The organism is Pseudomonas sp. ES3-33 (assembly GCF_000952175.1).
GTDB classification, from domain to species: domain Bacteria; phylum Pseudomonadota; class Gammaproteobacteria; order Pseudomonadales; family Pseudomonadaceae; genus Aquipseudomonas; species Aquipseudomonas gregormendelii.
Map to the genome: position 1 here is coordinate 1 of NZ_JZRI01000034.1, position 26080 is coordinate 26080.

Annotated in this window: 23 protein-coding genes; 13 read left to right on the forward strand and 10 right to left on the reverse strand. The window is 60.5% G+C overall.

The features are described 5' to 3' along the window. Positions 1–169 precede the first annotated feature (169 nt). On the forward strand, positions 170–346 hold the full coding sequence (locus UB23_RS29865) for a hypothetical protein (protein ID WP_163019474.1): 177 nt from the start codon (positions 170–172) through the stop codon (positions 344–346). Positions 347–355: 9 nt separating this feature from the next. Here UB23_RS29865 and UB23_RS03635 read toward each other — a convergent pair whose 3' ends face one another. Further along, complete coding sequence (locus UB23_RS03635; RefSeq protein ID WP_045057965.1) at positions 356–1252, reverse strand: helix-turn-helix domain-containing protein; 897 nt, start codon at positions 1250–1252, stop codon at positions 356–358. A gap of 180 nt (positions 1253–1432) precedes the next feature. Here UB23_RS03635 and pobA point away from each other — a divergent pair, with 180 nt between their 5' ends. Next, complete coding sequence (gene pobA / locus UB23_RS03640; RefSeq protein ID WP_045057966.1) at positions 1433–2626, forward strand: 4-hydroxybenzoate 3-monooxygenase; 1194 nt, start codon at positions 1433–1435, stop codon at positions 2624–2626. 76 nt (positions 2627–2702) lie between these two features. Further along, the gene (locus UB23_RS03645) at positions 2703–4220 is read left to right on the forward strand and encodes an MDR family MFS transporter (protein WP_045057967.1); all 1518 of its coding nucleotides are present in this window, start codon (positions 2703–2705) and stop codon (positions 4218–4220) included. 52 nt (positions 4221–4272) lie between these two features. Here UB23_RS03645 and UB23_RS03650 read toward each other — a convergent pair whose 3' ends face one another. From UB23_RS03650 to UB23_RS03665, 4 genes are all read right to left on the reverse strand, one after another. Beyond that, positions 4273–5121 carry a cache domain-containing protein gene (locus tag UB23_RS03650; protein ID WP_045057968.1) on the reverse strand — a complete coding sequence of 283 codons (849 nt, stop codon included), beginning with the start codon at positions 5119–5121 and terminating at the stop codon, positions 4273–4275. A 72-nt stretch (positions 5122–5193) separates the two neighbouring features. After that, entirely contained in the window at positions 5194–6063 is an 870-nt protein-coding gene (locus UB23_RS03655) for an ATPase (protein WP_045057969.1), read from the reverse strand. Between the two features lie 106 nt (positions 6064–6169). Next, entirely contained in the window at positions 6170–7162 is a 993-nt protein-coding gene (locus UB23_RS03660) for an NAD-dependent epimerase/dehydratase family protein (RefSeq protein ID WP_045057970.1), read from the reverse strand. A gap of 54 nt (positions 7163–7216) precedes the next feature. Next, positions 7217–8110, reverse strand: a complete 894-nt coding sequence (locus UB23_RS03665) for a LysR family transcriptional regulator ArgP (protein WP_045057971.1) — start codon at positions 8108–8110, stop codon at positions 7217–7219. A gap of 96 nt (positions 8111–8206) precedes the next feature. Between UB23_RS03665 and UB23_RS03670 the strand changes: the two genes are divergently transcribed. From UB23_RS03670 to UB23_RS03715, 10 genes are all read left to right on the forward strand, one after another. Further along, complete coding sequence (locus UB23_RS03670) at positions 8207–8608, forward strand: ACT domain-containing protein (RefSeq protein ID WP_045057972.1); 402 nt, start codon at positions 8207–8209, stop codon at positions 8606–8608. Between the two features lie 6 nt (positions 8609–8614). Further along, complete coding sequence (locus UB23_RS03675) at positions 8615–9217, forward strand: LysE/ArgO family amino acid transporter (protein WP_045057973.1); 603 nt, start codon at positions 8615–8617, stop codon at positions 9215–9217. Positions 9218–9394: 177 nt separating this feature from the next. Next, complete coding sequence (locus UB23_RS03680; protein WP_008034365.1) at positions 9395–9991, forward strand: superoxide dismutase; 597 nt, start codon at positions 9395–9397, stop codon at positions 9989–9991. A 281-nt stretch (positions 9992–10272) separates the two neighbouring features. Continuing rightward, positions 10273–12324: a putative bifunctional diguanylate cyclase/phosphodiesterase gene (locus tag UB23_RS03685; protein ID WP_045057974.1), complete on the forward strand. Its 2052-nt coding sequence runs from the start codon at positions 10273–10275 to the stop codon at positions 12322–12324. Positions 12325–12448: 124 nt separating this feature from the next. Then, entirely contained in the window at positions 12449–13786 is a 1338-nt protein-coding gene (locus UB23_RS03690) for an imelysin family protein (RefSeq protein WP_045057975.1), read from the forward strand. 248 nt (positions 13787–14034) lie between these two features. Further along, entirely contained in the window at positions 14035–15462 is a 1428-nt protein-coding gene (locus tag UB23_RS03695) for a di-heme oxidoreductase family protein (protein ID WP_045057976.1), read from the forward strand. 27 nt (positions 15463–15489) lie between these two features. Further along, positions 15490–16554: an imelysin family protein gene (locus tag UB23_RS03700; RefSeq protein ID WP_045057977.1), complete on the forward strand. Its 1065-nt coding sequence runs from the start codon at positions 15490–15492 to the stop codon at positions 16552–16554. Between the two features lie 14 nt (positions 16555–16568). Then, entirely contained in the window at positions 16569–17669 is a 1101-nt protein-coding gene (locus UB23_RS03705) for a DUF1513 domain-containing protein (protein ID WP_045057978.1), read from the forward strand. 201 nt (positions 17670–17870) lie between these two features. Further along, positions 17871–19019, forward strand: a complete 1149-nt coding sequence (locus tag UB23_RS03710) for an efflux RND transporter periplasmic adaptor subunit (protein ID WP_045057979.1) — start codon at positions 17871–17873, stop codon at positions 19017–19019. 13 nt (positions 19020–19032) lie between these two features. Further along, the gene (locus tag UB23_RS03715) at positions 19033–22059 is read left to right on the forward strand and encodes a multidrug efflux RND transporter permease subunit (RefSeq protein WP_045057980.1); all 3027 of its coding nucleotides are present in this window, start codon (positions 19033–19035) and stop codon (positions 22057–22059) included. Between the two features lie 158 nt (positions 22060–22217). On the opposite strand, the gene UB23_RS03720 is transcribed toward UB23_RS03715, so the two are convergent. The 5 genes from UB23_RS03720 to colR form a co-directional block, all read right to left on the reverse strand. Then, positions 22218–22445 (reverse strand): hypothetical protein, encoded by a 228-nt coding sequence (locus UB23_RS03720; protein ID WP_045057981.1) that lies wholly within the window; start codon positions 22443–22445, stop codon positions 22218–22220. Positions 22446–22447: 2 nt separating this feature from the next. Next, positions 22448–23161, reverse strand: coding sequence for a lipopolysaccharide kinase InaA family protein (locus UB23_RS03725; protein WP_045057982.1), 714 nt, complete (start codon positions 23159–23161; stop codon positions 22448–22450). Between the two features lie 4 nt (positions 23162–23165). Further along, the gene (locus UB23_RS03730; RefSeq protein WP_045057983.1) at positions 23166–23834 is read right to left on the reverse strand and encodes a class I SAM-dependent methyltransferase; all 669 of its coding nucleotides are present in this window, start codon (positions 23832–23834) and stop codon (positions 23166–23168) included. Between the two features lie 161 nt (positions 23835–23995). Further along, complete coding sequence (locus UB23_RS03735) at positions 23996–25279, reverse strand: sensor histidine kinase (RefSeq protein WP_045057984.1); 1284 nt, start codon at positions 25277–25279, stop codon at positions 23996–23998. Then, complete coding sequence (gene colR / locus UB23_RS03740; RefSeq protein WP_045057985.1) at positions 25269–25952, reverse strand: two-component system response regulator ColR; 684 nt, start codon at positions 25950–25952, stop codon at positions 25269–25271. Before colR ends, UB23_RS03735 begins: the two co-directional genes overlap by 11 nt. Positions 25953–26080 lie beyond the last annotated feature (128 nt).

Genomic DNA, 26080 nt, shown 5'->3' on the forward strand with positions numbered 1-26080 from the left:
GTTGGGGGGCAGTTGGGGGGGATTTTGATCGGAGGATCTGTTGATTTTCAGCTGTGGGTGGCGCTCTTTGGAAGATCAAAAGCAAATACAAGATCAAAAGATCGCAGCCTTCGGCAGCTCCTACTATGCTCAACGTAGTACCCTGGGTAGTCGTTCAGAGGTGAGCGCCATGAACATCAAAACAAGAAGATACCTCGCCATTTTCGTCACCTGCGCAGCAACGTTGGCGCTTTATGGCACCGCTGCGTGGCGGGTCGAACAGCTGCGGCAACTGCCCCGCGATTTTGCGAGCTGCAACTTCGAGCGCTGTATTCCCCACAACGCCACCCTCAACGCCCTTCGCTGACGAAAGGCGTCAGGTTTCGTTGTCCTGATCGGCCTTTAAACGGTCGCGAAACGCCTTGGGCGAAATGCCTACCCGACGTCGAAAAAGCCGGGTGAAATTGGTTGGATCGGAAAACCCCAACACGTCGGACATCTCGTAGATCGTCATGCTGGTATAGGTCAGCAGGCGCTTGGCTTCGAGCAGTTGGCGCTCGTGCATGATCTGCAGCGCCGGTTGCCCGGCCAACTCGCGGCAAGTGCCGTTGAGGTGGGAAACAGAGATGCCCAGCCGATGCGCCAGGTCTTCAACCTTGACATGCTGGCGATAGGTTTCTTCCACCAGCTGAATAAAGCCGTTCAGGTACTCGCGCGCCCGCTGCGGACGCTGACTGGCAGACCGTCGCTGCAGGGCCTGGCGGCTGGCCCAGACCATGATCACGCTGACCAGCGAATGCATAAGCATTTCCCGCGCCGGTTGATGACCGGTGTACTCGTCCTGCAGCGCAGTAAACAGGCTGTTTAGATATTCACTGTCCTTGCCCGCCGGATAACTCTCGGCCTGGCCCAGGGCATTCATCGAACTGCCCAGCTGCGCCTGCAGGTGCGCGACCAGCGGCGCAGCCAGCGTGACGATAAACCCTTCGACGTCCTCGGAAAAACGAAAGCCGTGCACGGATAAAGGCGGCAGGATCTGGATCGCCGACTCTGTGAGCAGTGTGCGTTGCCCTTCGATCTCAAGCTCTGCCTGACCTTGGAAGACGAAGAGCAACTGGCACAAATCAGCGTGGCGATGGGGCTTGATTTCCCACTGATGCTCACGGCTGCGTTTGGATATGGTTTCACAATGCAACAGGTCCGGGGTGGGCCAGTCCAGGCTTTCTCCGTAAAGCTTGAACACCGGAATGGAAGGCAGGGCAGGCTTGTTCATAACTTCAATCAGGCCTCGGAGATAGTAGCGGGCGATAATCGCACCGATTGGCAGAATGTACAGGTATCGGCTCAGTTTTCACCTTCAATTGACAGACTCGCAAGTGAAAAATGCAAGCACTCGATCCATAACAATTACTCACCGGCCCTGGCCGAGTGCAGCTTGCGAGCCATAAAAACAATGAAAACGCTGAAAACCCAAGTCGCCATCATTGGTGCAGGTCCATCCGGATTGCTCCTCGGCCAGCTGCTGCACAACGCCGGAATCGACACCCTCATCCTGGAACGCCAGACCCCGGACTACGTCCTCGGGCGCATCCGTGCCGGGGTGCTTGAACAGGGCATGGTAGAGCTGCTGCGCAAGGCCGGTGCGGGACAACGCATGGATGCCGAAGGGCTGATCCACAACGGCTTTGAATTGTCGCTCGACGGTCGCCAGGTGCACATCGATCTGCACGCCCTTACCGGCGGAAAAACCGTGATGATCTACGGCCAGACCGAAGTCACTCGCGACCTGATGGCCGCTCGTCAGATTGCAGGCGCCACGACCCTTTACGGCGTCGAGAACGTCGTTCCCCATGCAATGAAGACCGCTGAACCCTTCGTCACGTTTGAAAAAGACGGCGAGAGCTATCGACTCGACTGCGACTACATCGCCGGCTGCGACGGCTTCCATGGCGTGGCGCGGCAATCGATCCCCGCCGACAGCCTGAAGATTTTCGAACGGGTTTATCCGTTCGGCTGGCTGGGCATCCTCGCCGACACCCCGCCGGCGCACGAAGAGCTGGTCTATGCCCGCCATCCACGCGGGTTCGCCCTGTGCAGCATGCGCTCGTCAACCCGCACCCGTTATTACCTGCAGGTGCCCACCGGGGAGACGGTGGAGCAATGGTCCGATCAGCGATTCTGGGAGGAGCTCAAATCCCGTCTGCCAGCGGAATTGGCCGAAACGCTGGTCACCGGGCCGTCCATTGAGAAAAGCATCGCGCCGCTGCGCAGTTTTGTGGTCGAGCCGATGCAGTACGGGCGACTGTTCCTGGTCGGCGACGCCGCGCACATCGTCCCACCCACAGGAGCCAAAGGCCTGAACCTGGCGGCCAGCGATGTCAGTACGCTGTTTGATATTCTGCTGAAGGTGTACCGCGAAGACCGCCTCGATCTGTTGGAGAAGTACTCGCAAATTTGCCTGCGACGGGTCTGGAAGGCCGAGCGTTTTTCCTGGTGGATGACGTCGATGCTGCACCGCTTCGACGACCACGACGGTTTCAGCCAGCGCATCGCCGAATCAGAGCTGGCGTACTTCGTCGACTCCGAAGCCGGTCGCAAGACCATTGCAGAAAATTACGTCGGCCTTCCCTACGAGCCTATCGAATAGCCTGCTATCGACTTACACTGGCGAGCATTCCCGCTCGCCTCTTGCCTGCGGATCATCCATTGCCGCAGGTTTTACCGTGACCCACCTCACCCAGCCCGACGCGCCGAAACCGGCGATTCGCAGCGTGCTGATTGCCCTGATGCTGGCGATCTTCCTTGGCGCGCTGGACCAGACCATCGTGGCAGTCTCGATGCCGGCCATCTCCGCACAATTCAAGGATGTCAGCCTGCTGGCCTGGGTGATTTCCGGGTACATGGTGGCCATGACGGTGGCCGTACCGATCTACGGCAAGCTCGGCGACCTGTACGGGCGCCGCAAGTTGATGCTGTTCGGCATGGGGCTGTTCACGCTGGCTTCGCTGTTCTGCGGTATGGCCCAGAGCATGGAGCAGTTGGTCCTGGCGCGAATTCTCCAGGGCATTGGTGCCGGGGGGATGATTTCGGTCAGCCAGGCGATCATCGGCGACATCGTGCCGCCGCGCGAACGCGGTCGCTACCAGGGGTATTTCAGTAGCATGTACGCGGTGGCGAGTGTCGCCGGACCGGTGCTGGGTGGCTACATGACCGAGTACCTGTCGTGGCGCTGGGTGTTCCTGATCAATCTGCCGCTGGGGGTGGGCGCCCTGGTGGTCGCTCATCGCACCCTGGTCGGTCTGCCGGTGCCGCAGCGCAAACCGGTGATCGATTACCTTGGCACCGTGCTGATGATTATCGGCCTGACGGCCTTGCTGCTCGGCATTACCGAAGTTGGCCAGGGCCATGCCTGGAACAGCCTCGAAGTCACGGGGCTGCTCGCGTGTGCGGTAGTGATACTGGGGCTGTTCGTCTGGCACGAACGCCGGGCGCGGGAACCGTTGCTGCCGATGCACCTGTTTGCCAACCGCAATGCCCTGCTCTGCTGGTGCACGATTTTCTTCACCAGTTTCCAGGCGATCTCGCTGATCGTCCTGATGCCCCTGCGCTTTCAGAGCGTCACCGGTGCAGGCGCCGACAGTGCCGCCCTGCACCTGTTACCGCTGGCCATGGGGCTGCCGATAGGCGCCTATTTTGCCGGTCGTCGCACCTCGGTGACCGGACGCTACAAACCGATGATCCTGACCGGCGCGGCGCTGATGCCGATTTCAATTCTCGGCATGGCGTTCAGCCCGCCCCAGGCGATGATCTGGAGCAGCCTGTTCATGTTGCTCAGTGGTATTGCGGGCGGCATGCAATTCCCGACCTCGCTGGTAGGGACGCAAAATTCGGTAGAACAGCGGGACATTGGCGTGGCCACCAGCACGACCAATTTGTTCCGCTCCCTGGGTGGCGCGGTGGGGGTAGCCTTGATGTCGGCATTGCTGCTGGCGCTGTTGCAGGACTCAAGCTTCGCCCACCTGGGCAGCTCGACGCTGATTGGCGAAGGCGGTTCGGGAAATGTCCTGCTGGACGGTTTGAACGCCGCGCCGGGGGATGCGCAAAATGCCCTGCGGGCAGAGTTGCTGCTGACGTTTCGGCACTTGCTGATGGTCAGTGCGGCGGTGTCACTGCTGGGGTTGGCGGCAGCGATTGCAATGCCGAACATGATGTTGCGGGGGCGCGAGGACAAGGTTCGTTAACACAAAGATCGCAGCTTGCGCAGGAGCTGCCGAAGGCTGCGATCTTTTGATCTTATGGGCTGTAATAACCCACAGCCACCAGGAAATGCCCGACCTTCTTCAGGTACGCATGCTTGGCCTCAACCTTGCCAGTCACCGGGTTCTTCCAGCGATATTCGTATTCGCCATAATCCTGTTTGGCAATCAACGCCAGGATCGGCTCGCCCACGGGCTTGCCTTCGGGATCCTTGATCTTGCTGAAGTCGGTGTTGATCAAGCGCAGGTTGGTGCCATGGGCAACGTAACGACCGGTGTCCAGGTCCACCACGAATACATACAGGTCATCCTGCAGGTACCCGCCCTTGAGCGAATTGATCGCGGTCAGGGTGCCTTTCTCATCCTTGGCCAGATCGCCGGCCGCCTTGTTCAGCAACGCCATGGCCTGCTCCGCTGACGCGCGAGGCAGGTAATAGCCCACTGCCAGAATGCGCTGGCCGACACGCTGGTAGAACACGTGCTTGCGCTCGACCTTGCCGTCGGACCAGTTCTGCCAGCGATATTCGGCCTGCTGAATGCCGTTGCCCTCAGGCACCTTCAACGCGTCCTTGAAGGCTTTCTGCAAATCCGGCCCGAGCACATCCGATACACCCCGCCCGATCACCGCCGAAGAAGGCCCGCCGCTGGCGAGCATGACGCCCTTGGTGTCGACCACGAACACATAACGGTCCTTGTCGACAAACTCACCCTGGCGACTGAATGCGGCAAACGCCTTGTCGCCATTCTCATGGTAGTAGGCCAAGGCCTTTTCCAGCAGAGCCTTGGCGGCCTGGCTGTCGTCTTTTTCCGTGCCGGCCGCCTGTGCCTGGCCAAGGCCTAACAACAGCAGCCCCCCCAGTAACATCAATTTATGCCAAACCCCCATTGCGCGTTCCTCATTCCTGTTGATGTTCAAGCAGCGTAGACGAGCACAGCCGCCAAGGAGCGCACGGCGTCCTCACGGTCGGGCGTTGAGTTGCTTTTGCAGATTCTGGATCTGCGCCTGCAGGGTGTTGATGTTGCGGCTGACCTGAGTGCGGAACGCATCGAATTCGGCAGTATTGCCACTGGCGCTGGCGGGTGGACGATTATCCTGCTGGGCCTTGAGCACGATCATGTCCTGTTCCAGGCGGTCGATGGCCGCGCCTGGATTGCCCTGCTTCTTCAATGCAGCGATATCGGCACCGAGGCTCTTGAGCTGGGCGTCGACCTTGCTGGTATCGGCTGGGGCGCTTTTCAGTGCTGCCAGTTCGCTGCTCAGGGCTTTGACCTGGGCCTGCAACTGGGTGTTGGCGCTCTGCTGTTCAGTGGTTTGCGCGCTCGCCTCGACCAGGCGTTTGTCGAGCTCGGCGGTTTGCGCCGTCATCTGCGCCAGGCGCTTGTCCAGTTCGGTGGTCTGGCCGACAACGCCCTGCTGCTGCTTGCCCTGATCCAGGAGTTTGCTTTCCAACTGCCTGATCTGCAGCTTCAACGCCTCGCTGTCACTGGATACGTTGGTCTGGCTGGCGACCACCTTGCCGGAAATATCCTGCAGGCGCCCTGCCGCTTCCTCGCTGATGCGAGCAAAGCTTTCCTGGGTCGCCACCAGCTGTTGCTCCATCAGCGAAATCTGCTGGAAGCTCCACCAGGCAAGGCCGCCAAAGGCGATGAACAAAGCACCGACCAGTGCCCACAGAGGACCGGTGCTCGGACCTTTGACCTTGACCACCGGGGGCGTGCGCGAGTGCCCGGAATGACGCGCGGCAGGCACAAAATCATCGTCGTCGAGGCTGTCGGCACGCAAGCTCGGTACATCGAAGTCGTCGTTGGCATCGTTACGCATGGACATTGAGTCAACCTTTGTGAACGCGGTGATGGCTTGATGCGGCGCAGTATACCCCCCACAACCGCATCGATTGACCTTGAACCCCCAACTCGGTTCAGTGACGAGCCCGTCAGCGGATGTCCTGGGCCTTCCACCAGCTGCAGAACTCGTCCAGGGCGGTCCAGAGACTGACCTTTGGATCGTAATCCAGATAATGCCGCGCGCGGCTGATGTCCAGGGTGAAATCCCGGGTCATCACTTGCATGCCCAGGCGCGACAGGGTTGGCTCGGGGCGGCCCGGCCAGAGCTTGCATACGCCTTCATTCAACGCGGCAGCGCTGTAGGCCAGCCCATAGGAACGGTAGCGGGTGACCTGCGGGACGTCCATCCTGCGCATCACGTAATTGACCACATCCCACAGCGGAACCGGGGTCCCATTACTGATGTTGTAGGCCTTGCCCAACGCCGAGCCCGTGGCCAGCAAGCTGCTGAGCAAGGCTTCGTTGAGGTTTTGCACGCTGGTGAAATCCACCTTGTTCAAACCGTTGCCGATGATCGACAACCGCCCCTTGCGCTGCATTTTCAGCAGCCGCGGGAAAATACTCATGTCACCGGCGCCGGTCACGAATCGCGGACGCAGGGCGATGGTCTCCAGACCAAATTCCTGGGCGCCAAATACTTTTTGCTCGGCCAGGTACTTGGTCGCCGCGTAGGGGTGCTTGAAGCGCTTGGGCACTTGCTCTTCGGTCAGACCAAGGTGATCGCGGCCGTCAAAATAGATCGAGGGTGAAGACAGGTGCACCAGGCGCCGCACCCGCTGCTTCAGGCAGGCTTCGACCACGTTCTCGGTGACCTGGACATTGCCCTGGTGGAAATCTTGATAACGGCCCCACAACCCCACGGCACCGGCGCAATGGACCACAGCGTCGACATCCACGCACAGGTCACGGGCCAGCAGCGGGTCGCCGAGATCACCCTGGATAAACTCGGCGCCACGGCGCACCAGGTGTTCGACGCTTTCGGCCCGGCGACCATTGACCCGTACGTCCAGGCCCTGCTCCAGGGCGAAACGCGCAAAGCGCCCGCCAATGAAGCCGCTTGCGCCGGTGACCAGAATCTTCATGTAGTGCTCCGATGTGTTTCATTTTGCGTAATGCGTAAGCCTTGACGCTGCCCGTCAGTCCAACGGCACCAGCCATTGCCTGGATGAACGCACCAATTGTTCGGTCAGTAACCCCAGCAACTGCCCGCCATTGCGCCAATGATGCCAGTACAGCGGCACATCGATGGGCTTATCTGGTAACAGCTCGAGCAACACACCGCGTTCCAGCTGCTCGCGCACCTGCAGTTCAGGCACCAGGCCCCAGCCAAGTCCGGCTTCGGTCAGGCGGATAAAACCTTCGGAGGACGGGCACAAATGGTGTTCGAAACCGCCATCGACACCCAGGGAAGCCAGGTAGCGATGCTGCAGGAAATCGTCCGGCCCAAACACCAGCGCCGGGGTCTTCGCCAACTGACCTGCACGCACCCCTTGCGGGAAATGCCGAGCAATGAACGCGGGACTGGCCAGGGCCCTATAGCGCATCGCGCCCAACAACACGCTGCGCGCGCCCGCCACCGGGCGCTCACTGGCGCAGATACAGGCGGCCACTTCGCCGGCGCGCATGCGCTTGAGGCCAACCGTCTGGTCCTCAACCACCAGGTCCAGCAGCAGGTGTTGCTCGGCGCAGAAATCGCTGACGGCGGCGGCCCACCAGGTGGCCAGGCTGTCGGCATTGAGGGCGATGCGCAGACGCTCCGGCAGGCCTTCTTCGTCCAGCGCCGGCACCAGGGTCTGCAAGTCGCGCTCCAGCAGCCGTACCTGCTGCACATGGTTCAGCAGGCGCCGTCCGATCTCGGTAGGCGCGGGCGGCGTGACCCGCACCAGAACCGGCTGGCCGACCCGGGCTTCGAGCAATTTGATGCGCTGGGAAATCGCCGATTGCGACAGACCCAGCACCTGTGCGGCGCGTTCGAAGCCGGCCTGCTCAACCACAGCTGCCAGGGCTGACAGTAATTTATAGTCAAACATCAGTTTTCCTAATGAGCGATCAGCAAGATTGGTTTTTCTTATACCGCTTCCACGGGGAGAATGGCCAGCAAGAACTCTTCGACAAGGATCACCCACATGGCTGGCGAAACTTCATTGGTAACCCTGCTGCGCAGCATGAGCCCGCAACTCAACGCCGGCGAATACGTTTTCTGTACCCTTCACGACAGCCAGCTGCCGGCAGGTCTTGAGTTGATCGGCAGCTTTCGCGAGCAAGAAGGGCTGACGGTGATCCTGGAGCGTCGCCACGCCGAAAAAGCCGGCCTGCACTTTGACTACGTCGCCGCCTGGATCACTCTGAACGTGCATTCGGCGCTGCAGGCCGTCGGCCTGACAGCGGCCTTCGCAACCGCACTGGGACAGGCCGGAATCAGTTGCAATGTGATCGCAGGTTACTACCACGACCATCTATTCGTCGGCCAGGCCGATGCAGAGCGCGCCATGGGCGTGTTGCGGGACCTGGCAGCTAACGCGGAGTAACCATCAATGTGGCAAAGCTATGTCAACGGCCTGCTAGTGGCCGCAGGGCTGATCATGGCGATCGGCACCCAGAATGCGTTTGTGCTGGCCCAGAGCCTGCGGCGTGAACACCACCTGCCGGTCGCTGCATTGTGCGTGGTGTGTGATGCATTGCTGGTTGCCGCCGGAGTGTTTGGCCTGGCGACGGTATTGGCGCACAACCCGACCTTGCTGGCGGTAGCCCGTTGGGGTGGCGCGATATTCCTGCTCTGGTATGGCAGCCTGGCGCTGCGCCGGGCCTGTTCAAAACAGAGCCTGCAACAGGGCGAGGGCCAGACCGTGCGTTCGCTGCGGGCGGTCATGCTCAGCGCGTTGGCCGTGACCTTGCTCAACCCGCATGTCTACCTGGACACCGTCCTGCTGATCGGCTCGCTCGGCGCGCAGCAGACCGAACCGGGCGCTTACGTAGTGGGCGCAGCGAGCGCGTCATTGCTGTGGTTTTTCACTCTCGCACTGGGCGCCGCATGGCTGGCGCCGTGGCTGGCCCGGCCGAGTACCTGGCGGATCCTCGACCTGCTGGTGGCGGTGATGATGTTCACGGTAGCGGTGCAACTCATCACCAGCCCCTGATTTATTCCAAAAGGCTCTGGAACCTCTATCCCACACAGTTGTTGCGTGGTTATGCCGCACCCCCGGTGCTATGATCCGGTCCGATGCGCCGCAAAGAGTACAAACTCCCCGGCGCTTGTCTGGCCGCCCGTGATCGGCCTTGCGCTCACCGCAACTGACCTGATTAGGAGAATCATCATGGCTTTCGAATTGCCGCCGCTGCCTTACGCACACGATGCCCTGCAGCCGCACATTTCCAAGGAAACACTGGAATACCACCACGACAAGCACCACAACACCTACGTCGTGAACCTGAACAACCTGGTGCCAGGCACCGAGTTCGAAGGCAAGACCCTGGAAGAAATCGTCAAGTCTTCCTCGGGCGGTATCTTCAACAACGCCGCTCAGGTCTGGAACCACACTTTCTACTGGAACTGCCTGGCGCCAAACGCCGGCGGTCAACCAACCGGCGCCCTGGCTGAAGCCATCAACGCTTCGTTCGGTTCGTTCGACAAGTTCAAGGAAGAGTTCAGCAAGACGTCCATCGGCACCTTCGGTTCCGGTTGGGGCTGGCTGGTGAAAAAGGCTGACGGTTCCCTGGCCCTGGCCAGCACCATCGGCGCCGGCAACCCGCTGACCAATGGCGATACCCCGCTGCTGACCTGCGACGTCTGGGAACATGCTTACTACATCGACTACCGCAACGTTCGTCCGAAATACGTCGAAGCGTTCTGGAACCTGGTCAACTGGAAATTCGTGGCTGAGCAGTTCGAAGGCAAAACCTTCACCGCTTAAGATCGACACCGGTAAAGAAAACCCGGCTTCGGCCGGGTTTTTTTATGGGTGCGCAAAAGACCGGTCTAACATCGACCCGTGGAAAAAATCATCCAGCCGCCCTCAAGTTCCAGGGCCCGCCTGACGACACAGTGCTGATCAGCAGAAAACCTCAGGCAACTGCATTTTCGCCAGGCAGCAGGCAAAATCTCCCGCGGATGAATGTCCCTTTGACTGCCATCACGGGATTGCCAATACTCATGGCAACTTGATGCTACCCGCACGGAACAAGGAATAGCCTTTTGAAGCTGGAACTCAAGAACAGCTTGTCGGTGAAGTTGCTCCGGGTCGTGCTCCTGTCGGCATTGATCGTCGGCGTGGTCTTGAGCTGCGCGCAGATCGTCTTCGATGCCTATAAGACACGCCAGGCCGTGGCCAATGATGCCGAGCGCATCCTCGACATGTTTCGTGACCCCTCCACCCAGGCCGTCTACAGCCTGGACCGCGAGATGGGCATGCAGGTCATCGAAGGTCTTTTTCAGGACGACGCCGTGCGCCAGGCCTCCATCGGCCATCCCAACGAGGCGATGCTCGCGCAGAAATCCCGCGACCTGCAGCATTCCGAGAGCCGTTGGCTGACTGACCTGATTCTTGGCAAGGAACGCACTTTCACCACGCAACTGGTGGGGCGCGGCCCGTACAGCGAGTATTACGGCGACCTGAGTATCACCCTCGACACCGCCACCTATGGCCAGGGGTTTATCGTCAGCTCGGTGATCATCTTCATCTCCGGGGTCTTGCGGGCACTGGCCATGGGCCTGGTGTTGTACCTGGTCTATCACTGGCTGCTGACCAAACCACTGTCGCGGATCATCGAGCACCTGACTGAAATCAACCCGGACCGACCCAGCGAACACAAGATTCCCCAGCTCAAGGGGCACGAGAACAACGAACTGGGTATCTGGATCAACACCGCCAACCAGTTGCTGGAGTCCATCGAGCGCAACACGCACCTGCGCCACGAAGCGGAAAACAGCCTGCTGCGCATGTCGCAGTACGATTTCCTGACCGGCCTGCCAAACCGCCAGCAGCTGCAGCATCAACTCGACAAGATCCTGGTGGACGCCGGCAAGTTGCAGCGCCGGGTGGCGGTGCTGTGCGTGGGCCTCGATGACTTCAAGGGTATCAACGAACAGTTCAGCTACCAGACCGGCGACCAACTGTTGCTGGCCCTTGCCGATCGCCTGCGGGCCCATAGCGGACGCCTTGGCGCACTGGCCCGTCTCGGCGGCGACCAGTTCGCCCTGGTCCAGGCCGACATCGAACAGCCCTATGAAGCGGCGGAACTGGCCCAGAGCATTCTCGACGATCTCGAAGCCGCGTTTGCTCTTGATCATCAGGAAATTCGCCTGCGCGCGACCATCGGCATCACCCTGTTTCCCGAGGATGGCGACAGCACTGAAAAGCTGCTGCAGAAAGCCGAGCAGACCATGACCCTGGCCAAGACCCGCTCGCGCAACCGCTACCAGTTTTACATCGCCAGCGTCGACACCGAGATGCGCCGCCGTCGCGAGCTGGAAAAAGACCTGCGCGATGCCCTGGCCCGCGACCAGTTCTATCTGGTTTACCAACCCCAGATCAGCTACCGGGAAAACCGCGTGGTGGGTGTCGAGGCGTTGATTCGCTGGCAGCATCCCGAGCACGGCCTGGTCCCGCCAGACCTGTTCATCCCGCTGGCAGAGCAGAACGGCACCATTATCGCCATCGGCGAGTGGGTACTGGATCAAGCCTGCAAGCAACTACGCGACTGGCATGACCAAGGCTTCATCGACCTGCGAATGGCGGTCAACCTGTCCACCGTGCAATTGCACCACGCCGAACTGCCAAGGGTGGTCAACAACCTGCTGCAGATGTACCGCCTGCCACCGCGCAGCCTGGAACTGGAAGTCACGGAAACCGGCCTGATGGAAGACATCAGCACCGCCGCCCAGCACCTGCTGAGCCTGCGTCGCTCCGGCGCGTTGATCGCGATCGACGACTTCGGTACCGGGTACTCGTCGCTCAGTTACCTCAAGAGCCTGCCGCTGGACAAGATCAAGATCGACAAGAGCTTCGTCCAGGACCTGCTGGACGATGACGACGATGCCACGATCGTCCGGGCGATCATCCAGCTGGGTAAAAGCCTGGGCATGCAGGTGATTGCCGAGGGCGTGGAAACGGCAGAGCAGGAGGCCTACATCATCTCCGAGGGTTGCCACGAGGGGCAGGGCTATTTCTACAGCAAGCCATTGCCGGCGCGAGAGTTGAGCGCCTACCTCAAGCAGGCGCAGCGCAGCAATGCTGTGATCCTGTAGGTGAGTGAACAAGAAATATTTACAGTCACAACCCTTTACAGATAATGCGAAAGATTTGCATTATGTCGCAGTTTTGCGCGCTTGCTGCGCCATTCCACCCCCTTCTCGAAGCAGGATGTTCGCCATGATTCGTATGCCTCTGGCTACCGCCAGTCTGTTGGCCATCGCTATTTCCCTCGCCGGTTGTGGCGAAGGCAAAGACAAAGCTGCCGCTCCAGCGCCGACTCCAGCAGCCACTGCCACAGCCCCGGCGCCTGCTGCTGCCGGCAAGGTCGACGAAGCCGCCGCCAAAGCCGTTGTCGCGCATTACGCCGACATCGTCTTCGCCGTCTACAGCGATGCCGAATCCACCGCGAAAACCCTGCAGAGCGCTGTCGACGCCTTCCTCGCCAAGCCGAACGCCGACACCCTGAAAGCGGCCAAAGCTGCCTGGGTAGCTGCTCGCGTACCTTACCTGCAGAGCGAAGTATTCCGCTTCGGCAACACCATCATCGACGACTGGGAAGGTCAGGTGAACGCCTGGCCACTGGACGAAGGCCTGATCGACTATGTCGACAAGTCCTACGAGCACGCACTGGGCAACCCGGGCGCGACGGCCAACATCATCGCCAACACTGAAGTTCAGGTCGGCGAAGACAAGATCGACGTCAAGGACATCACCCCGGAAAAACTCGCCAGCCTCAATGAGCTGGGCGGTTCCGAGGCCAACGTCGCCACCGGCTACCACGCCATCGAATTCCTGTTGTGGGGCCAGGACCTGAACGGCACCGGCCCTGGCGCTGGCAACCGTCCGGCTTCCGACTACCTCGAAGGCACTGGCGCCACCGGTGGTCACAACGATCGTCGTCGTGCCTACCTCAAGTCCGTGACCCAACTGCTGGTCAGCGACCTGGAAGAGATGGTCGGCAACTGGAAGCCGAACGTGACCGACAACTACCGCGCGACGCTGGAAGCCGAGTCGGGTGAAACCGGCCTGCGCAAAATGCTGTTCGGCATGGGGTCCCTGTCCCTGGGCGAACTGGCGGGCGAGCGCATGAAGGTTTCCCTGGAAGCCAACTCCCCTGAAGACGAGCACGATTGCTTCAGCGATAACACCCACAACTCGCAGTTCTACGACGCCAAAGGCATCCGTAACGTATACCTGGGCGAATACACCCGCGTCGACGGTACCAAGATGACCGGCGCGAGCCTGTCGTCCCTGGTGGCCAAGGCTGATCCGGCTGCCGACAGCGCGTTGAAAGCTGACCTGGAAGCCACTGAAGCCAAGATGCAGGTCATCGTCGACCACGCCAACAAGGGTGAGCACTACGACCAGTTGATCGCGGCCGGCAACACCGCCGGCAACCAGATCGTTCGCGACGCCATCGCTTCGCTGGTCAAGCAGACCGGTTCGATCGAAGCCGCTGCTGGCAAGCTGGGCATCAGCGACCTGAACCCGGACAACGCTGATCACGAGTTCTGATCAACGCTGGCTGGATCAAAAGGCGACCTCAGGGTCGCCTTTTTTGTTTTCGCTTAATGTTGTGCGCCAGTTCATAAAAGATCGCAGCCTTCGGCAGCTCCTGCATTGATCGGCGTAAACCCGTAGGAGCTGCGGAAGGCTGCGATCTTTTCCTGCGCCACATCAACCAAACGATAATTCCTCTTATTCAATCTTCACCGCCCTGTTAGACTTTGCGCCCGTGTTTTGCTCGTTCTGCAGGATGTCTGATGCTCTCGCTGCCTCTTCGCTTATCCGCACTGTTTCTGGCCCTGTGCCTGAGTGCCTGCGATGACGCCCCGCGTTTTACCAAGGCCGAACCCGGTGAAGCCCGTTCCGGTGGCAGCGCGACTGTGCGCAAGACAGATCAGAATGCCTTTTCCCTGCCCTCCGCCAACCTTGCGCCCTCACGGCGCGTGGACTTCAGCGTCGGCAACAGCTTCTTCCGCAACCCCTGGGTGATCGCCCCTTCGACCACCACCGCACGCGACGGCTTGGGGCCCCTGTTCAACACTAACGCCTGCCAGAACTGCCACATCAAGGACGGTCGCGGCCACCCGCCCACGCCGGGTGCGGCCAATGCCGTGTCAATGCTGGTGCGCCTGTCGATCCCGGATGCGCCGACTTATGCCAAGGTCATTGAGCAGCTCGGCGTGGTCCCGGAGCCCGTCTACGGCGGTCAGTTGCAGGACATGTCAGTACCGGGCGTGGTTCCCGAAGGCAAGGTACGAGTCGATTACACACCAGTGCCTGTGCGTTTCAAGGACGGCACTGAGATCGAACTGCGCAAACCCACCTTGCAGATCAGCCAGCTCGGCTACGGCCCGATGCACCCCGACACGCGCTTCTCGGCACGGGTCGCTCCGCCGATGATCGGCCTGGGCCTGCTCGAAGCCATCCCGCAAGCCGCCATCCTGGCCAACGCCCAAGCGCAGGCCAAGGAGAACCGGGGCATCAGCGGACAGCCCAATTGGGTCTGGGACGACGTGCAGCAAAAAGCCGTCCTGGGTCGATTTGGCTGGAAAGCCGGGCAACCGAATCTGAATCAGCAGAACGTCCACGCGTTTTCCGGTGACATGGGCCTCACGACCAGCCTAAAGCCCATCGATGACTGCACCGACGCGCAAACCGCGTGCAGGCAGGCGCCCAACGGTAATGGCCCCGATGGCGAGCCGGAAGTCAGCGACAACATCCTGCGCCTGGTGCTGTTCTACAGCCGCAACCTGGCCGTTCCAGCCCGTCGTGATGTCAGCGCGCCCGAGGTGCTGGCGGGCAAGAGCCTGTTTTTCCAGGCCGGGTGCCAGTCCTGCCACACCCCCAAATACACCACCGCAGCGACGGCCGCAGAACCTGAACTGGCCAATCAGGTGATCCGCCCCTACAGCGACCTGCTGCTGCATGACATGGGCGAAGGCCTTGCAGACAACCGTACCGAATTCCAGGCCAGTGGCCGCCAATGGCGCACCCCGCCGTTGTGGGGCATCGGCCTCACGCAGGCGGTCAGTGGGCATACCCAGTTTTTGCATGACGGCCGCGCCCGCAGTCTGCTCGAAGCCGTGCTCTGGCATGGCGGCGAAGCCAAAGCGGCGCAGCAACAGGTGTTGTCTTTCAACGCCGAGCAGCGCGCTGCGTTGCTGGCGTTCCTGAATTCCCTTTAATAAGCGTCTACTCAGCGGGAGCCTTACATGTTCCGTCCCAAATTGTTGTTCACCAGCCTTGCCGCCCTCGCCCTGGGCGCCTGCTCCCCGCAGGACCCGCAGGCCGTCACGTCGGCGGCAATCGCCAAATCGGTGATCCTGCCAACGTACACCCGCTGGGTGGAAGCCGATCGCCAATTGGCTGTCAGTGCCCTCGCCTACTGCGAAGGCAAGGAAAATCTCGACACGGCACGCAAGGACTTCCTGCATGCGCAAAAGGCCTGGGCCGAGTTGCAGCCGCTGCTGATCGGCCCCCTGGCCGAGGGCAATCGTGCCTGGTCCGTGCAGTTCTGGCCGGACAAGAAAAACCTGGTCGGCCGGCAGGTCGAGCAACTGGTCACCGCGCAGCCGCAGATCGACGCAGCTACCCTCGCCAAGTCGAGTGTTGTGGTGCAAGGACTGTCGGCCTACGAATACATCCTGTTCGACAGCAAGCCTGACGTTGCCAACGATGCGCAGAAAGCCAAATACTGCCCATTGCTCAAGGCGATCGGCGAACATCAGAAACTGCTGGCCGAAGACATTCTCAAAAGCTGGAACAACACCGACGGCATGCTCGCGCAAATGAGCAAATTCCCCAACCAGCGCTACGCCGACTCCCATGAGGCCATCGCCGATCTGCTGCGAGTGCAGGTGACCGCCCTCGACAGCCTGAAGAAAAAACTCGGCACACCGATGGGCCGCCAGAGTAAAGGCGTGCCACAACCGTTCCAGGCCGATGCATGGCGTAGCCATTCCTCCCTCAGTGGTCTGGAAGCCAGCCTTGCCGCCGCCAAGACCGTCTGGGAAGGTGTCGACAACAAAGGCCTGCGCGGCCTGCTGCCGAGCGAGCAGAAACCCCTGGCCGACAAGATCGACGCCGCTTACGCTGCATCCCTGAAACTGTTCGCCAGCAATCAGCGCACGTTGGCCGAAATGCTTGGCGACGACGCCGGTCGCCAGCAACTCAACGATATCTACGACAGCCTCAACGTCGTCCATCGCCTGCACGAAGGCGAACTGGCCAAGGCGCTGGGCATCCAACTGGGCTTTAACGCCAACGACGGTGACTGATGAGGGCGACTGCGATGCTGCGACGTCAGGCTCTGACTTTAGGTAGCTTGCTGCTGGGAGCAGTGACACTGGGCGGCTGGACGCTGTTCAAGCAAAAGGACAAGAGCCCTCTGCTGCTCTCGGCGCGGGACGATACCGATGGCAAGCACTATGCGGTCGGTTATCGTCTGGACGGCACGCAGGTGTTCGCCACGCAGGTTGGCCAGCGTTGCCATGACATCATCAATCATCCGACAGAGCCGATGGCCTTGTTCGTGGCCCGTCGCCCAGGTACCGAGAGTTACCTGATCGACCTGCGCGACGGCACTGTGCTGCAAACCGTGACCTCGCTGCCCAACCGGCACTTCTACGGCCACGCAGTGATCCACAGCAGCGGCGACTGGCTGTACGCCACCGAAAACGATACCTCCGATCCCGGTCGAGGCCTGCTCGGGGTGTACCGTTTCGAGGGCCAGCGTCTGGTCCACAGCGGCGAGATCTCTACCCACGGTATCGGTCCGCACCAAGTGTCATGGATGCCCGATGGCGAGACCCTGGTGGTGGCCAACGGCGGCATTCGCACCGAGGCCGAGAGCCGGGTCGAGATGAATCTGAACGCCATGGAGCCGAGCCTGGTGCTGATGCAACGCGACGGGACCCTGCTGAGCAAGGAAACCCTCGCCCAGCAAATGAACAGCGTGCGACACCTGGGCATCGCCAACGACGGCACCATCGTCGCCGGCCAGCAATTCATGGGGCCGTCCCACGAATCCTCGGAGTTGTTGGCGATCAAGCGGCCCGGCCAGCCATTCGTGGCGTTCCCTGTGCCTGAACACCAGTTGCAGGCGATGGGTCATTACACCGCAAGCGTGGCGGTGCACAGTGACTTGCGCCTGGTGGCGCTGACTGCGCCACGGGGCAACCGCTTTTTCATCTGGGACCTGGACAGCGGCGAAGTGCGCCTGGATGCGCCGCTTCCCGATTGCGCCGGGGTCGGTGCGGTGGCTGATGGTTTTGTCGTGACCTCGGGCCAGGGCCGCTGCCGGTACTACGACTGCCGCCAGGCGGACCTGCTGGCAAAACCCCTGGAACTGCCTGCAGGGCTCTGGGATAACCATCTGCACCTGATGACGTAATAACGCCAAAAGATCGCAGCCTTCGGCAACTCCTGCACTGGAATGCGCACACCCTGCAGGAGCTGCCGAAGGCTGCGATCTTTTCAGGCCAACGCCCGTCGAAAGCCGTACCCCCTGTAAGTTCTATCAGTTGGAATCCCCCCGCCACTCGGAGTAATGTGCCGATCTGTATGCTCTGATTTTCTCCAAGGAAGTGGAAATATGCTGCGCCGTCGCATGCTGATCATGTTGGGTGTTGTGCTGTTGATCGTGTTGGTCCTGGCTGCCTACAAGGCCTTCTCCATCTACACGATGATCCAAGGCTTCTCTGCGCCTAAACCGCCGACCAGCGTCGCCGTGGCCACCGCCACCGAGCAGCCCTGGCAAGCCCGCCTGCCTACCGTTGGCACCCTCAAGGCGCTGCAGGGCGTAGACCTGAGCCTGGAAATCGCCGGCACCGTCACCGAGGTGCAGTTTGAGTCTGGACAGAAGGTCAAGGCCGGCCAGCCGATTGTGCAACTCGACAGCGCCGTCGAAAGCGCACTGCTGGAAACCGCACAGGCTGACCTCGGGCTGGCCCAGGTCGACTACAACCGCGGCAGCCAGCTGGTGGGCAGCCAGGCCATCTCCAAAGGCGAGTTCGACAGGCTCTCTGCCGTGTTCAAGAAGAACAAGGCCACGGTCAATCAGCTCAAGGCTTCACTGGCGAAGAAGCGCATTCTTGCGCCCTTCAGCGGCACCATCGGCATCCGCCAGGTGGACGTTGGCGACTATGTGGCCAGCGGCACGGTGATCGCCACTTTGCAGGATCTTACCAGCCTGTACGTCGACTTTTTCCTGCCTGAGCAATCGGTACCGAAAATCGCGGTGGGCCAGGCGGTGCAGATCGTGGTTTCCGCCTACCCGGCCCAGACGTTCCCCGGCACCATCAGCGCGATCAACCCGAAAGTCGAGAACACCACCCGTAACGTGCAAGTGCGCGCCACCCTGGCCAACCCCGAGGGCAAGCTGCTGCCAGGCATGTTCGCCAGCCTGCAGGTCCTGCTGCCGGATCCGCAGCTGCGCATCGTCGTGCCGGAGAGTGCTATCACCTATACCCTCTACGGCAACTCGCTGTACGTGGTGGCGCAGAAAAAAGCCGAAGACGGCACAGTCGAGAAAGACGACAAGAATCAGCCGATCCTCATCGCCGAGCGGCGTTTCATCGAAACCGGCGAGCGCCGCGACGGCCTGGTGATAATTAACAAAGGTGTGCAAAAGGGTGAAAAAGTGGTCACCGCCGGCCAGATCAAACTGGACAACGGCGCACCCATCGCAATCAGCGACGACAAGACGTTAGCCGAGCAGAACAGCACGCCGCGCGCGGACTGATCAAGGAATCCCCATGGCTTTTACCGACCCGTTCATCCGCCGCCCGGTGCTCGCCACCGTGGTCAGCCTGTTGATTGTGCTGCTGGGCTTCCAGGCCTGGAGCAAACTGCCCCTGCGCCAGTACCCGCAGATGGAAAACGCACTGATCACGGTGACCACCGCCTACCCCGGGGCGAACGCCGAAACTATCCAGGGCTACATCACCCAGCCAATGCAACAAAGCCTGGCCAGCGCCGAAGGCATTGACTACATGACCTCGGTCAGTCGCCAGAACTTCTCGGTCATCTCGATTTATGCGCGCATCGGCGCCAACAGCGACCGCCTGTTCACCGAACTGCTGGCCAAGGCCAACGAGGTCAAGAACCAGCTGCCCCAGGACGCTGAAGACCCGGTGCTGAGCAAGGAAGCCGCCGACGCTTCGGCCTTGATGTACATCAGCTTCTTCAGCAAGGAACTGAACAACCCGCAGATCACCGACTACCTGTCGCGGGTGATCCAGCCGAAGCTGGCCACCCTGCCCGGCATGGCCGAAGCCGAGATTCTCGGCAACCAGGTGTTCGCCATGCGCCTGTGGCTGGACCCGGTGAAGCTGGCCGGCTTCGGCCTGACCGCCAGCGACGTGACCAACGCGGTTCGGCAATACAACTTTCTTTCCGCCGCCGGTGAAGTGAAAGGCGAGTATGTAGTCACCAGCATCAACGCCAACACCGAGCTCAAGTCTGCTGAAGCCTTCGCCGCGATTGCGTTGAAGATCGACGGCGACAGCCGCGTGCTGCTCGGCGACGTCGCCCGGGTGGAGATGGGCGCGGAGAACTACGACACCATCAGTTCCTTCGGGGGCACCCCGTCGGTGTACATCGGCATCAAGGCCACGCCGGGCGCCAACCCGCTGGACGTGATCAAGGAAGTCCGCAAGATCATGCCGGACCTGGAGGCCCAGCTGCCGCCGAACCTCAAGGGTGAAATTGCCTATGATGCGACCTTGTTCATCCAGGCCTCGATCGATGAGGTGGTCAAGACGCTGTTCGAAGCCGTACTCATCGTCATAGTTGTCGTATTCCTGTTCCTGGGTGCGCTGCGCTCGGTGGTGATCCCGGTGGTGACCATCCCGCTATCGATGATTGGCGTGATGTTCTTCATGCAGATGATGGGTTACTCGATCAACCTGCTGACCCTGCTGGCCATGGTCCTGGCTATCGGCCTGGTGGTGGACGATGCCATCGTGGTGGTGGAGAACATCCACCGTCATATCGAGGAAGGCAAGACGCCCATGGATGCCGCCCTTGAGGGCGCCAGGGAAATCGCCATGCCGGTGGTTTCCATGACCATCACCCTGGCGGCGGTCTATGCGCCCATCGGCTTCCTCACCGGACTGACCGGGGCGTTGTTCAAGGAGTTTGCCCTCACACTGGCCGGCGCGGTAGTTATCTCAGGTGTCGTCGCGCTGACCCTATCGCCGATGATGTGCGCTTTTTTGCTGCGCCACGATGAAAATCCCAGCGGATTTTCCCATCGCCTGGACCGGGCTTTCGAAACCATCAAGCGCCGTTATCAGAAAATGTTGCACGGCACCCTGAACACCCGGCCCGTGGTGCTGGTGTTCGCGGTTATCGTGTTGTGCCTGATTCCGGTATTGCTCAAGTTCACCAAGTCCGAGCTGGCCCCCGACGAAGACCAGGGCATTATCTTCATGCTGGCCAACGCGCCGCAGCCGACCAACCTCAATTACCTCAACGCCTACACCGACGAGTTCATCCAAATCTTCAAGGAGTTCCCGGAATACTATTCCTCGTTCCAGATCAACGGCGTCAACGGCGTGCAATCGGGGATTGGCGGTTTCCTGCTCAAGCCATGGAATGAGCGCAGCCGCACCCAGATGGAAATCCTGCCGGAGCTCCAGGCCAAGCTGGGGAATATTTCCGGCTTGCAGGTGTTCGGCTTCAACCTGCCCTCCCTGCCGGGTACGGGCGAGGGCCTGCCCTTCCAGTTCGTGATCAACTCTGCCAACGACTATGAGTCACTGCTGCAGGTCATGGACAGGGTGAAAAAGCGAGCAATGGAGTCTGGCAAATTCGCTTTCGTCGACGTCGACCTGGCATTCGACAAGCCTGAAGTGGTGGTGGACATCGATCGGGCCAAAGCGGCGCAGATGGGCGTGTCGATGCAGGACCTGGGTGGCACGCTGGCGACCATGCTCGGCGAAGCGGAGATCAACCGCTTCACCATCGAAGGCCGCAGCTACAAGGTGATCGCCCAGGTCGAGCGCCCCTTCCGCGACAACCCCGACTGGCTCAACAACTACTACGTCAGGAACACCAAGGGTGAGCTCCTGGCCCTGTCGACCCTGATCACCGTTACTGACCGCGCGCGTCCGCGGCAACTCAACCAGTTCCAGCAACTCAACTCGGCGATCCTGTCCGGGGTGCCATTGGTGAGCATGGGTGAAGCCCTCGACACCGTGCGCCAGATCGCCCGGGAAGAAGCGCCGGCAGGGTTCTCCGTGGATTACGCCGGCGCCTCAAGACAATTCATCCAGGAAGGCAGCGCGCTGTGGGTAACCTTTGCCCTGGCCCTGGCGATTATCTTCCTGGTGCTGGCTGCCCAGTTCGAGAGTTTCCGCGATCCGCTGGTGATTCTGGTGACGGTGCCGCTGTCGATTTGCGGGGCGTTGATCCCGCTGTTCCTGGGCTGGTCGAGCATGAACATCTATACCCAGGTGGGGTTGGTGACGCTCATCGGGCTGATCAGCAAGCACGGGATCCTGATCGTCGAATTCGCCAACCAGCTGCGCAAGGAAAAGGGCCTGTCGCCGCGCGAGGCGGTGGAAGAAGCGGCGGCGATTCGCTTGCGACCGGTGCTGATGACCACTGCGGCGATGGTGTTCGGCATGGTGCCGCTGATCATTGCCACGGGCGCGGGGGCGGTGAGCCGGTTTGATATCGGTACGGTGATTGCCACAGGAATGTCGATCGGGACGTTGTTTACGCTGTTTGTGTTGCCATGCGTGTACACATTGCTGGCCAAACCCGACAAACCCTAGCGTCAAAAGATCGTCCGATCGCTGCCAAAGCCTCCGGCAGCTCCGACAGGTTTACGCGGTCCTAATGCAGGAGCTGCCGGAGGCTGCGATCTGTTGGACTTGCTTCCAAAACAAAAGGCCCCGCATACGCGAGGCCTTTTATTTTGGCTTCAATCCAGTCAACTTTGCGGCCTCATTCCCTGTGATAGTCCAAACATGAACAGTAACAAGTCATGGTCAGGCTGGGACGCCACGTTTGCCTTGGCAACCCGTGGCATTGGACAGTGAGCGTCGCCGCCCACTGAACTGAGGACCTGCGAGCGGGGCTGCTCCCAAGCCGCCACCGCGATTGAAGCAACTGCCAAGGCTCCTATGAGAAACAAACCTCGTGCAATTTCGAGTTTCATCGCTATAAACCCTTGATAGCGCTGCCAAACGCCGTCTCATAAAAATAGACGAGTTTCTGCCAGTCCGCCGAGCTGAACGACGAATGGCGACGCAGTTGCTTCATGTCATGGGCGCCCGCCTGACGAGCGGTGAGGCGCTGCCGGCATTTCTCCAGGTCGATCAATGCAACCTCGACCGTGGCCGCCTCGCCTTCGCCGCTGACACGCACGAAAACATGCTTGATGTAGATGCAGCTGTGCTGCCAGCGTCCTTTGTGCATGCGCGCCAGGTTGTCCGCCAGATCCTTCAGGACCCGGTCGTGAACGGCCTCGCCATGGCGCTCACGGCCACCGCCGGCATACCAGTGTTCGATTTCCTCAAAGCCATCCAGGGATTTGGTGACCAGCAATGCACGCCACTTGTGAACGGGGTCGCGTTGAGCGCCGCAGAACACCACCTGCGGTACCCGCACGCCGATCTTGTGCAGACCGGTCAGCGCATCCAGCTCGCGCAATACAGTCGGCCGACCAAAGGGGTGCAGCCAGCTGCGGTAGATGTGCCCGGTCTGACGCTTGGCATACAACAGTTGCCCATCGCTGCCCCTGACCCGCTGCACGCCACTTTCGCCACCGCGCCGCACATTGGGTTCTTCTACCCATTCACCGCGCTGATTCCAGAAATAGTCGAACCGCTCATCGGCATCGACATCCACTTCTGGTGCACATTGCACTGCCATCCTGTTACCTCTTGCGTAATACGTAAACTCGCCACATGGCATAGAGCGGTAAAAAATCCATCCGTTCCTGGATACGGAAACCGGCTTGCTCAAATTCTTTTTCGACCGTAACAACCGGTAACACAAAACGGTTCTGGTAACCTTCCTGCCCGCGAGTGCTCTCCGAGCGCTTGCGTTTCCAGGCCTTGAAATTGCCGTCCACCCACAGAGAAATGATCACGCTGTCACGGGTGACTCGCTCGAATTCACGCAAAATGGCCAATCGATGCTCGGCCTCACCGATGTGGTGCAACAGACGCATGCAAAAAATACTGTCGACGGCGTTATCGGGTAAGGCAATGTCGAATGCAGATGTCTGCAAGGGTTGTACCCTTTTCACCACGTCGGCAGGTTGCGCCTGCATAGCGACGTTGAGCATCGATTCGGAGTTGTCGGCTCCGATAATGGCTCGATTGCTCTTCTCAGCCAGCAAAGGCCAGAAACGTCCGGCACCACAGGGTAAATCAAGGACCAGTCCGGGCTCGCCCGCCAACGTCAGCGCTTTACGCGCCAGCTGAATATCCCGCCAATGAGACAGGCGGCGGCCCAAACCGTTCTTATGTTTCTGAAGGTATCTTAAAGCATGTTGTTCGTCATACTTTTTGGAAAAATCGAGTTTGATCGGATTGTCCATAGCCAAGTTTCCTAATTGCTGATGACGACCACCATAGGTAGGGCCATGTCAGCGTCAGGTCATGACTTTGTGAAAGATTTGTTATGTAAAACCCTGAAGTATTTCAGGGTTCTACATGGCGCGCATAATATCTATGGGCCAGTGCTGCAGGAAGGGATCAGTCAGCTCACATCTACCGGATGCAGCTCTACTTTAAATCGGCAGCCGTTGGGCTCCATCGTGGTCAGGCTGACGCTCCAGCCCTGGTTCTCGCAGATCCTTTGCACCAGCGAAAGCCCCAGGCCCAGGCCTTCGCCGCGTTTCTCGGCACCCCGCACGAACGGCTCGAACATCGCCTCGCGTTTCTCTTCGGGAATACCGACCCCACTGTCTTCTACCAGGAACCCCGTCGGCGTCAGGGTCAGGCGGATGAACCCCTGCTCGGTGTAATGCAGTGCATTGCGCAACAGGTTGCCCATCACCGCATGCAGGAGGGTGGCGTTGTAGCGGGTGCCGGCCGGATCGCCCGGCACAAACTGCAACTCCAGCCCTTTGTTCTCGATCGGCTCGCGCCAGAGGTTGAGCAAACCGTCGGCCACTTCACTGAGGCTTTGCTGAGGTGCCATGCTGGCATCCTCGCGTTGCGCGCGGGCCAATACGAGGAATGTTTGCACCAGCTCGCGCATTTCTGCGCAGGCGCGGGCGATGCGCTCGACCTGCGCGCGCCCACGCTGGTCGATAGCAGGATTCTCCAGCAACAGTTCGCAGGAACTGGCCAGCACCATCAATGGCGTGCGCAGCTCGTGACTGACGTCACTGGTGAACAACCGCTCCCGGGTCAACGCCTGGCGCAGGCGCCCGAGCGTGGCGTCGAAGGCCACGGCCAGTTCGCCCACTTCATCAGCGGCGTAGTCCGGTGCAAGCGGTGGCGCCATACCCAGCAGTTGGTCGCGATGGCGCACTTGCCGCGCCAGGCGCACTACCGGCGCCATGACCTTGCGCGCCAGCACCCAGCCGAGAAATACCGCCAGCGCCAGGCTCAGGACAAAGCCCACCAGCACCACGGCAAACAGCACCCGCTCGCGTTCTTCGAAATCGCTCTGGTCCTGCAGCAGCACGTAGCGCCGGCCGTCGACGACCTCGACCATCGCGTGATACGACAGCTGGTCACGAAACACTTCGTGGAATCCAGGGTCCAGGTGGCGCAGGTCCTTGGGTACATCGAAATCACCCGGGCCGCCGCTGAAATAGAACAGCTGGTCCGGCTCCGGTCGATGGCTCCAGTCCGCCACGCTGTCCATCAACAGCAGACGCTGCAGGTCACCGCCCAGTCCCGCGGAAATCAGTTTTTCCTCAACCAGGTGCACAGTCGCGACGATGCCCATGGCAAAGGCGCCCGCCACCAGCGCGCTCATCAACGCAAAGGCGATGATGATCCGTTGAGCGAGGCTCTGTCTAAACTCCATCTCGACCCTCGGCGAGGCGATAACCGACACCGTGCACTGTTTGCAACAAGGGTTTGGCAAACGGTTTGTCGATCACCTGGCGCAACTGGTGGACATGACTGCGCAGGCTGTCGCTGTCCGGGCAATCATCACCCCACAACGCTTCTTCTAGAATTTCGCGACGCAGTACGTGTGGACTTTTTTGCATCAGCACCGCGAGCAATTTCAGGCCCACCGGGTTGAGTTTGAGCAGGCGCCCTTCGCGAGTGACCTCCAGGGTATCGAGGTCATATTGCAAATCACCGACCTGCAGGGTTCGGCGACCGCCACCTTGGGCACGGCGCATGACGGCTTCGATGCGTGCTGCCAGCTCGGACAGCGCGAAGGGTTTGACCAGGTAGTCATCAGCGCCGGACTTGAACCCCTGCAGTCGGTCGTCCAGCTGATCGCGCGCGGTCAGCATGATCACCGGGGTGTCGCGGCGCGCGTCTTCGCGTAGCCGTTTGCACAACGTGTAGCCATCGATGCCGGGCAGCATGATATCGAGCACGATCAAGTCGTAATGCTCGGTGGCGGCCAGGTGCAGGCCCGACAAGCCGTCCTGCGCGCAATCCACGGTGTAACCCTTGAGCCCCAGGTAATCGGCCAGATTGGCGAGGATATCGCGGTTGTCTTCAACCACCAGAATTCGCATGGGTACTCCTCTACACAGTAACAGCCGTCATGGCCCGCGCAGCTTAAGGCCTCAGGTGGCTCAGAGCCAGGGGTATCGCCGGCCTCAGTTCAATCAATCAAAAGCCAGGGTTGACGAGTTTTTCACTA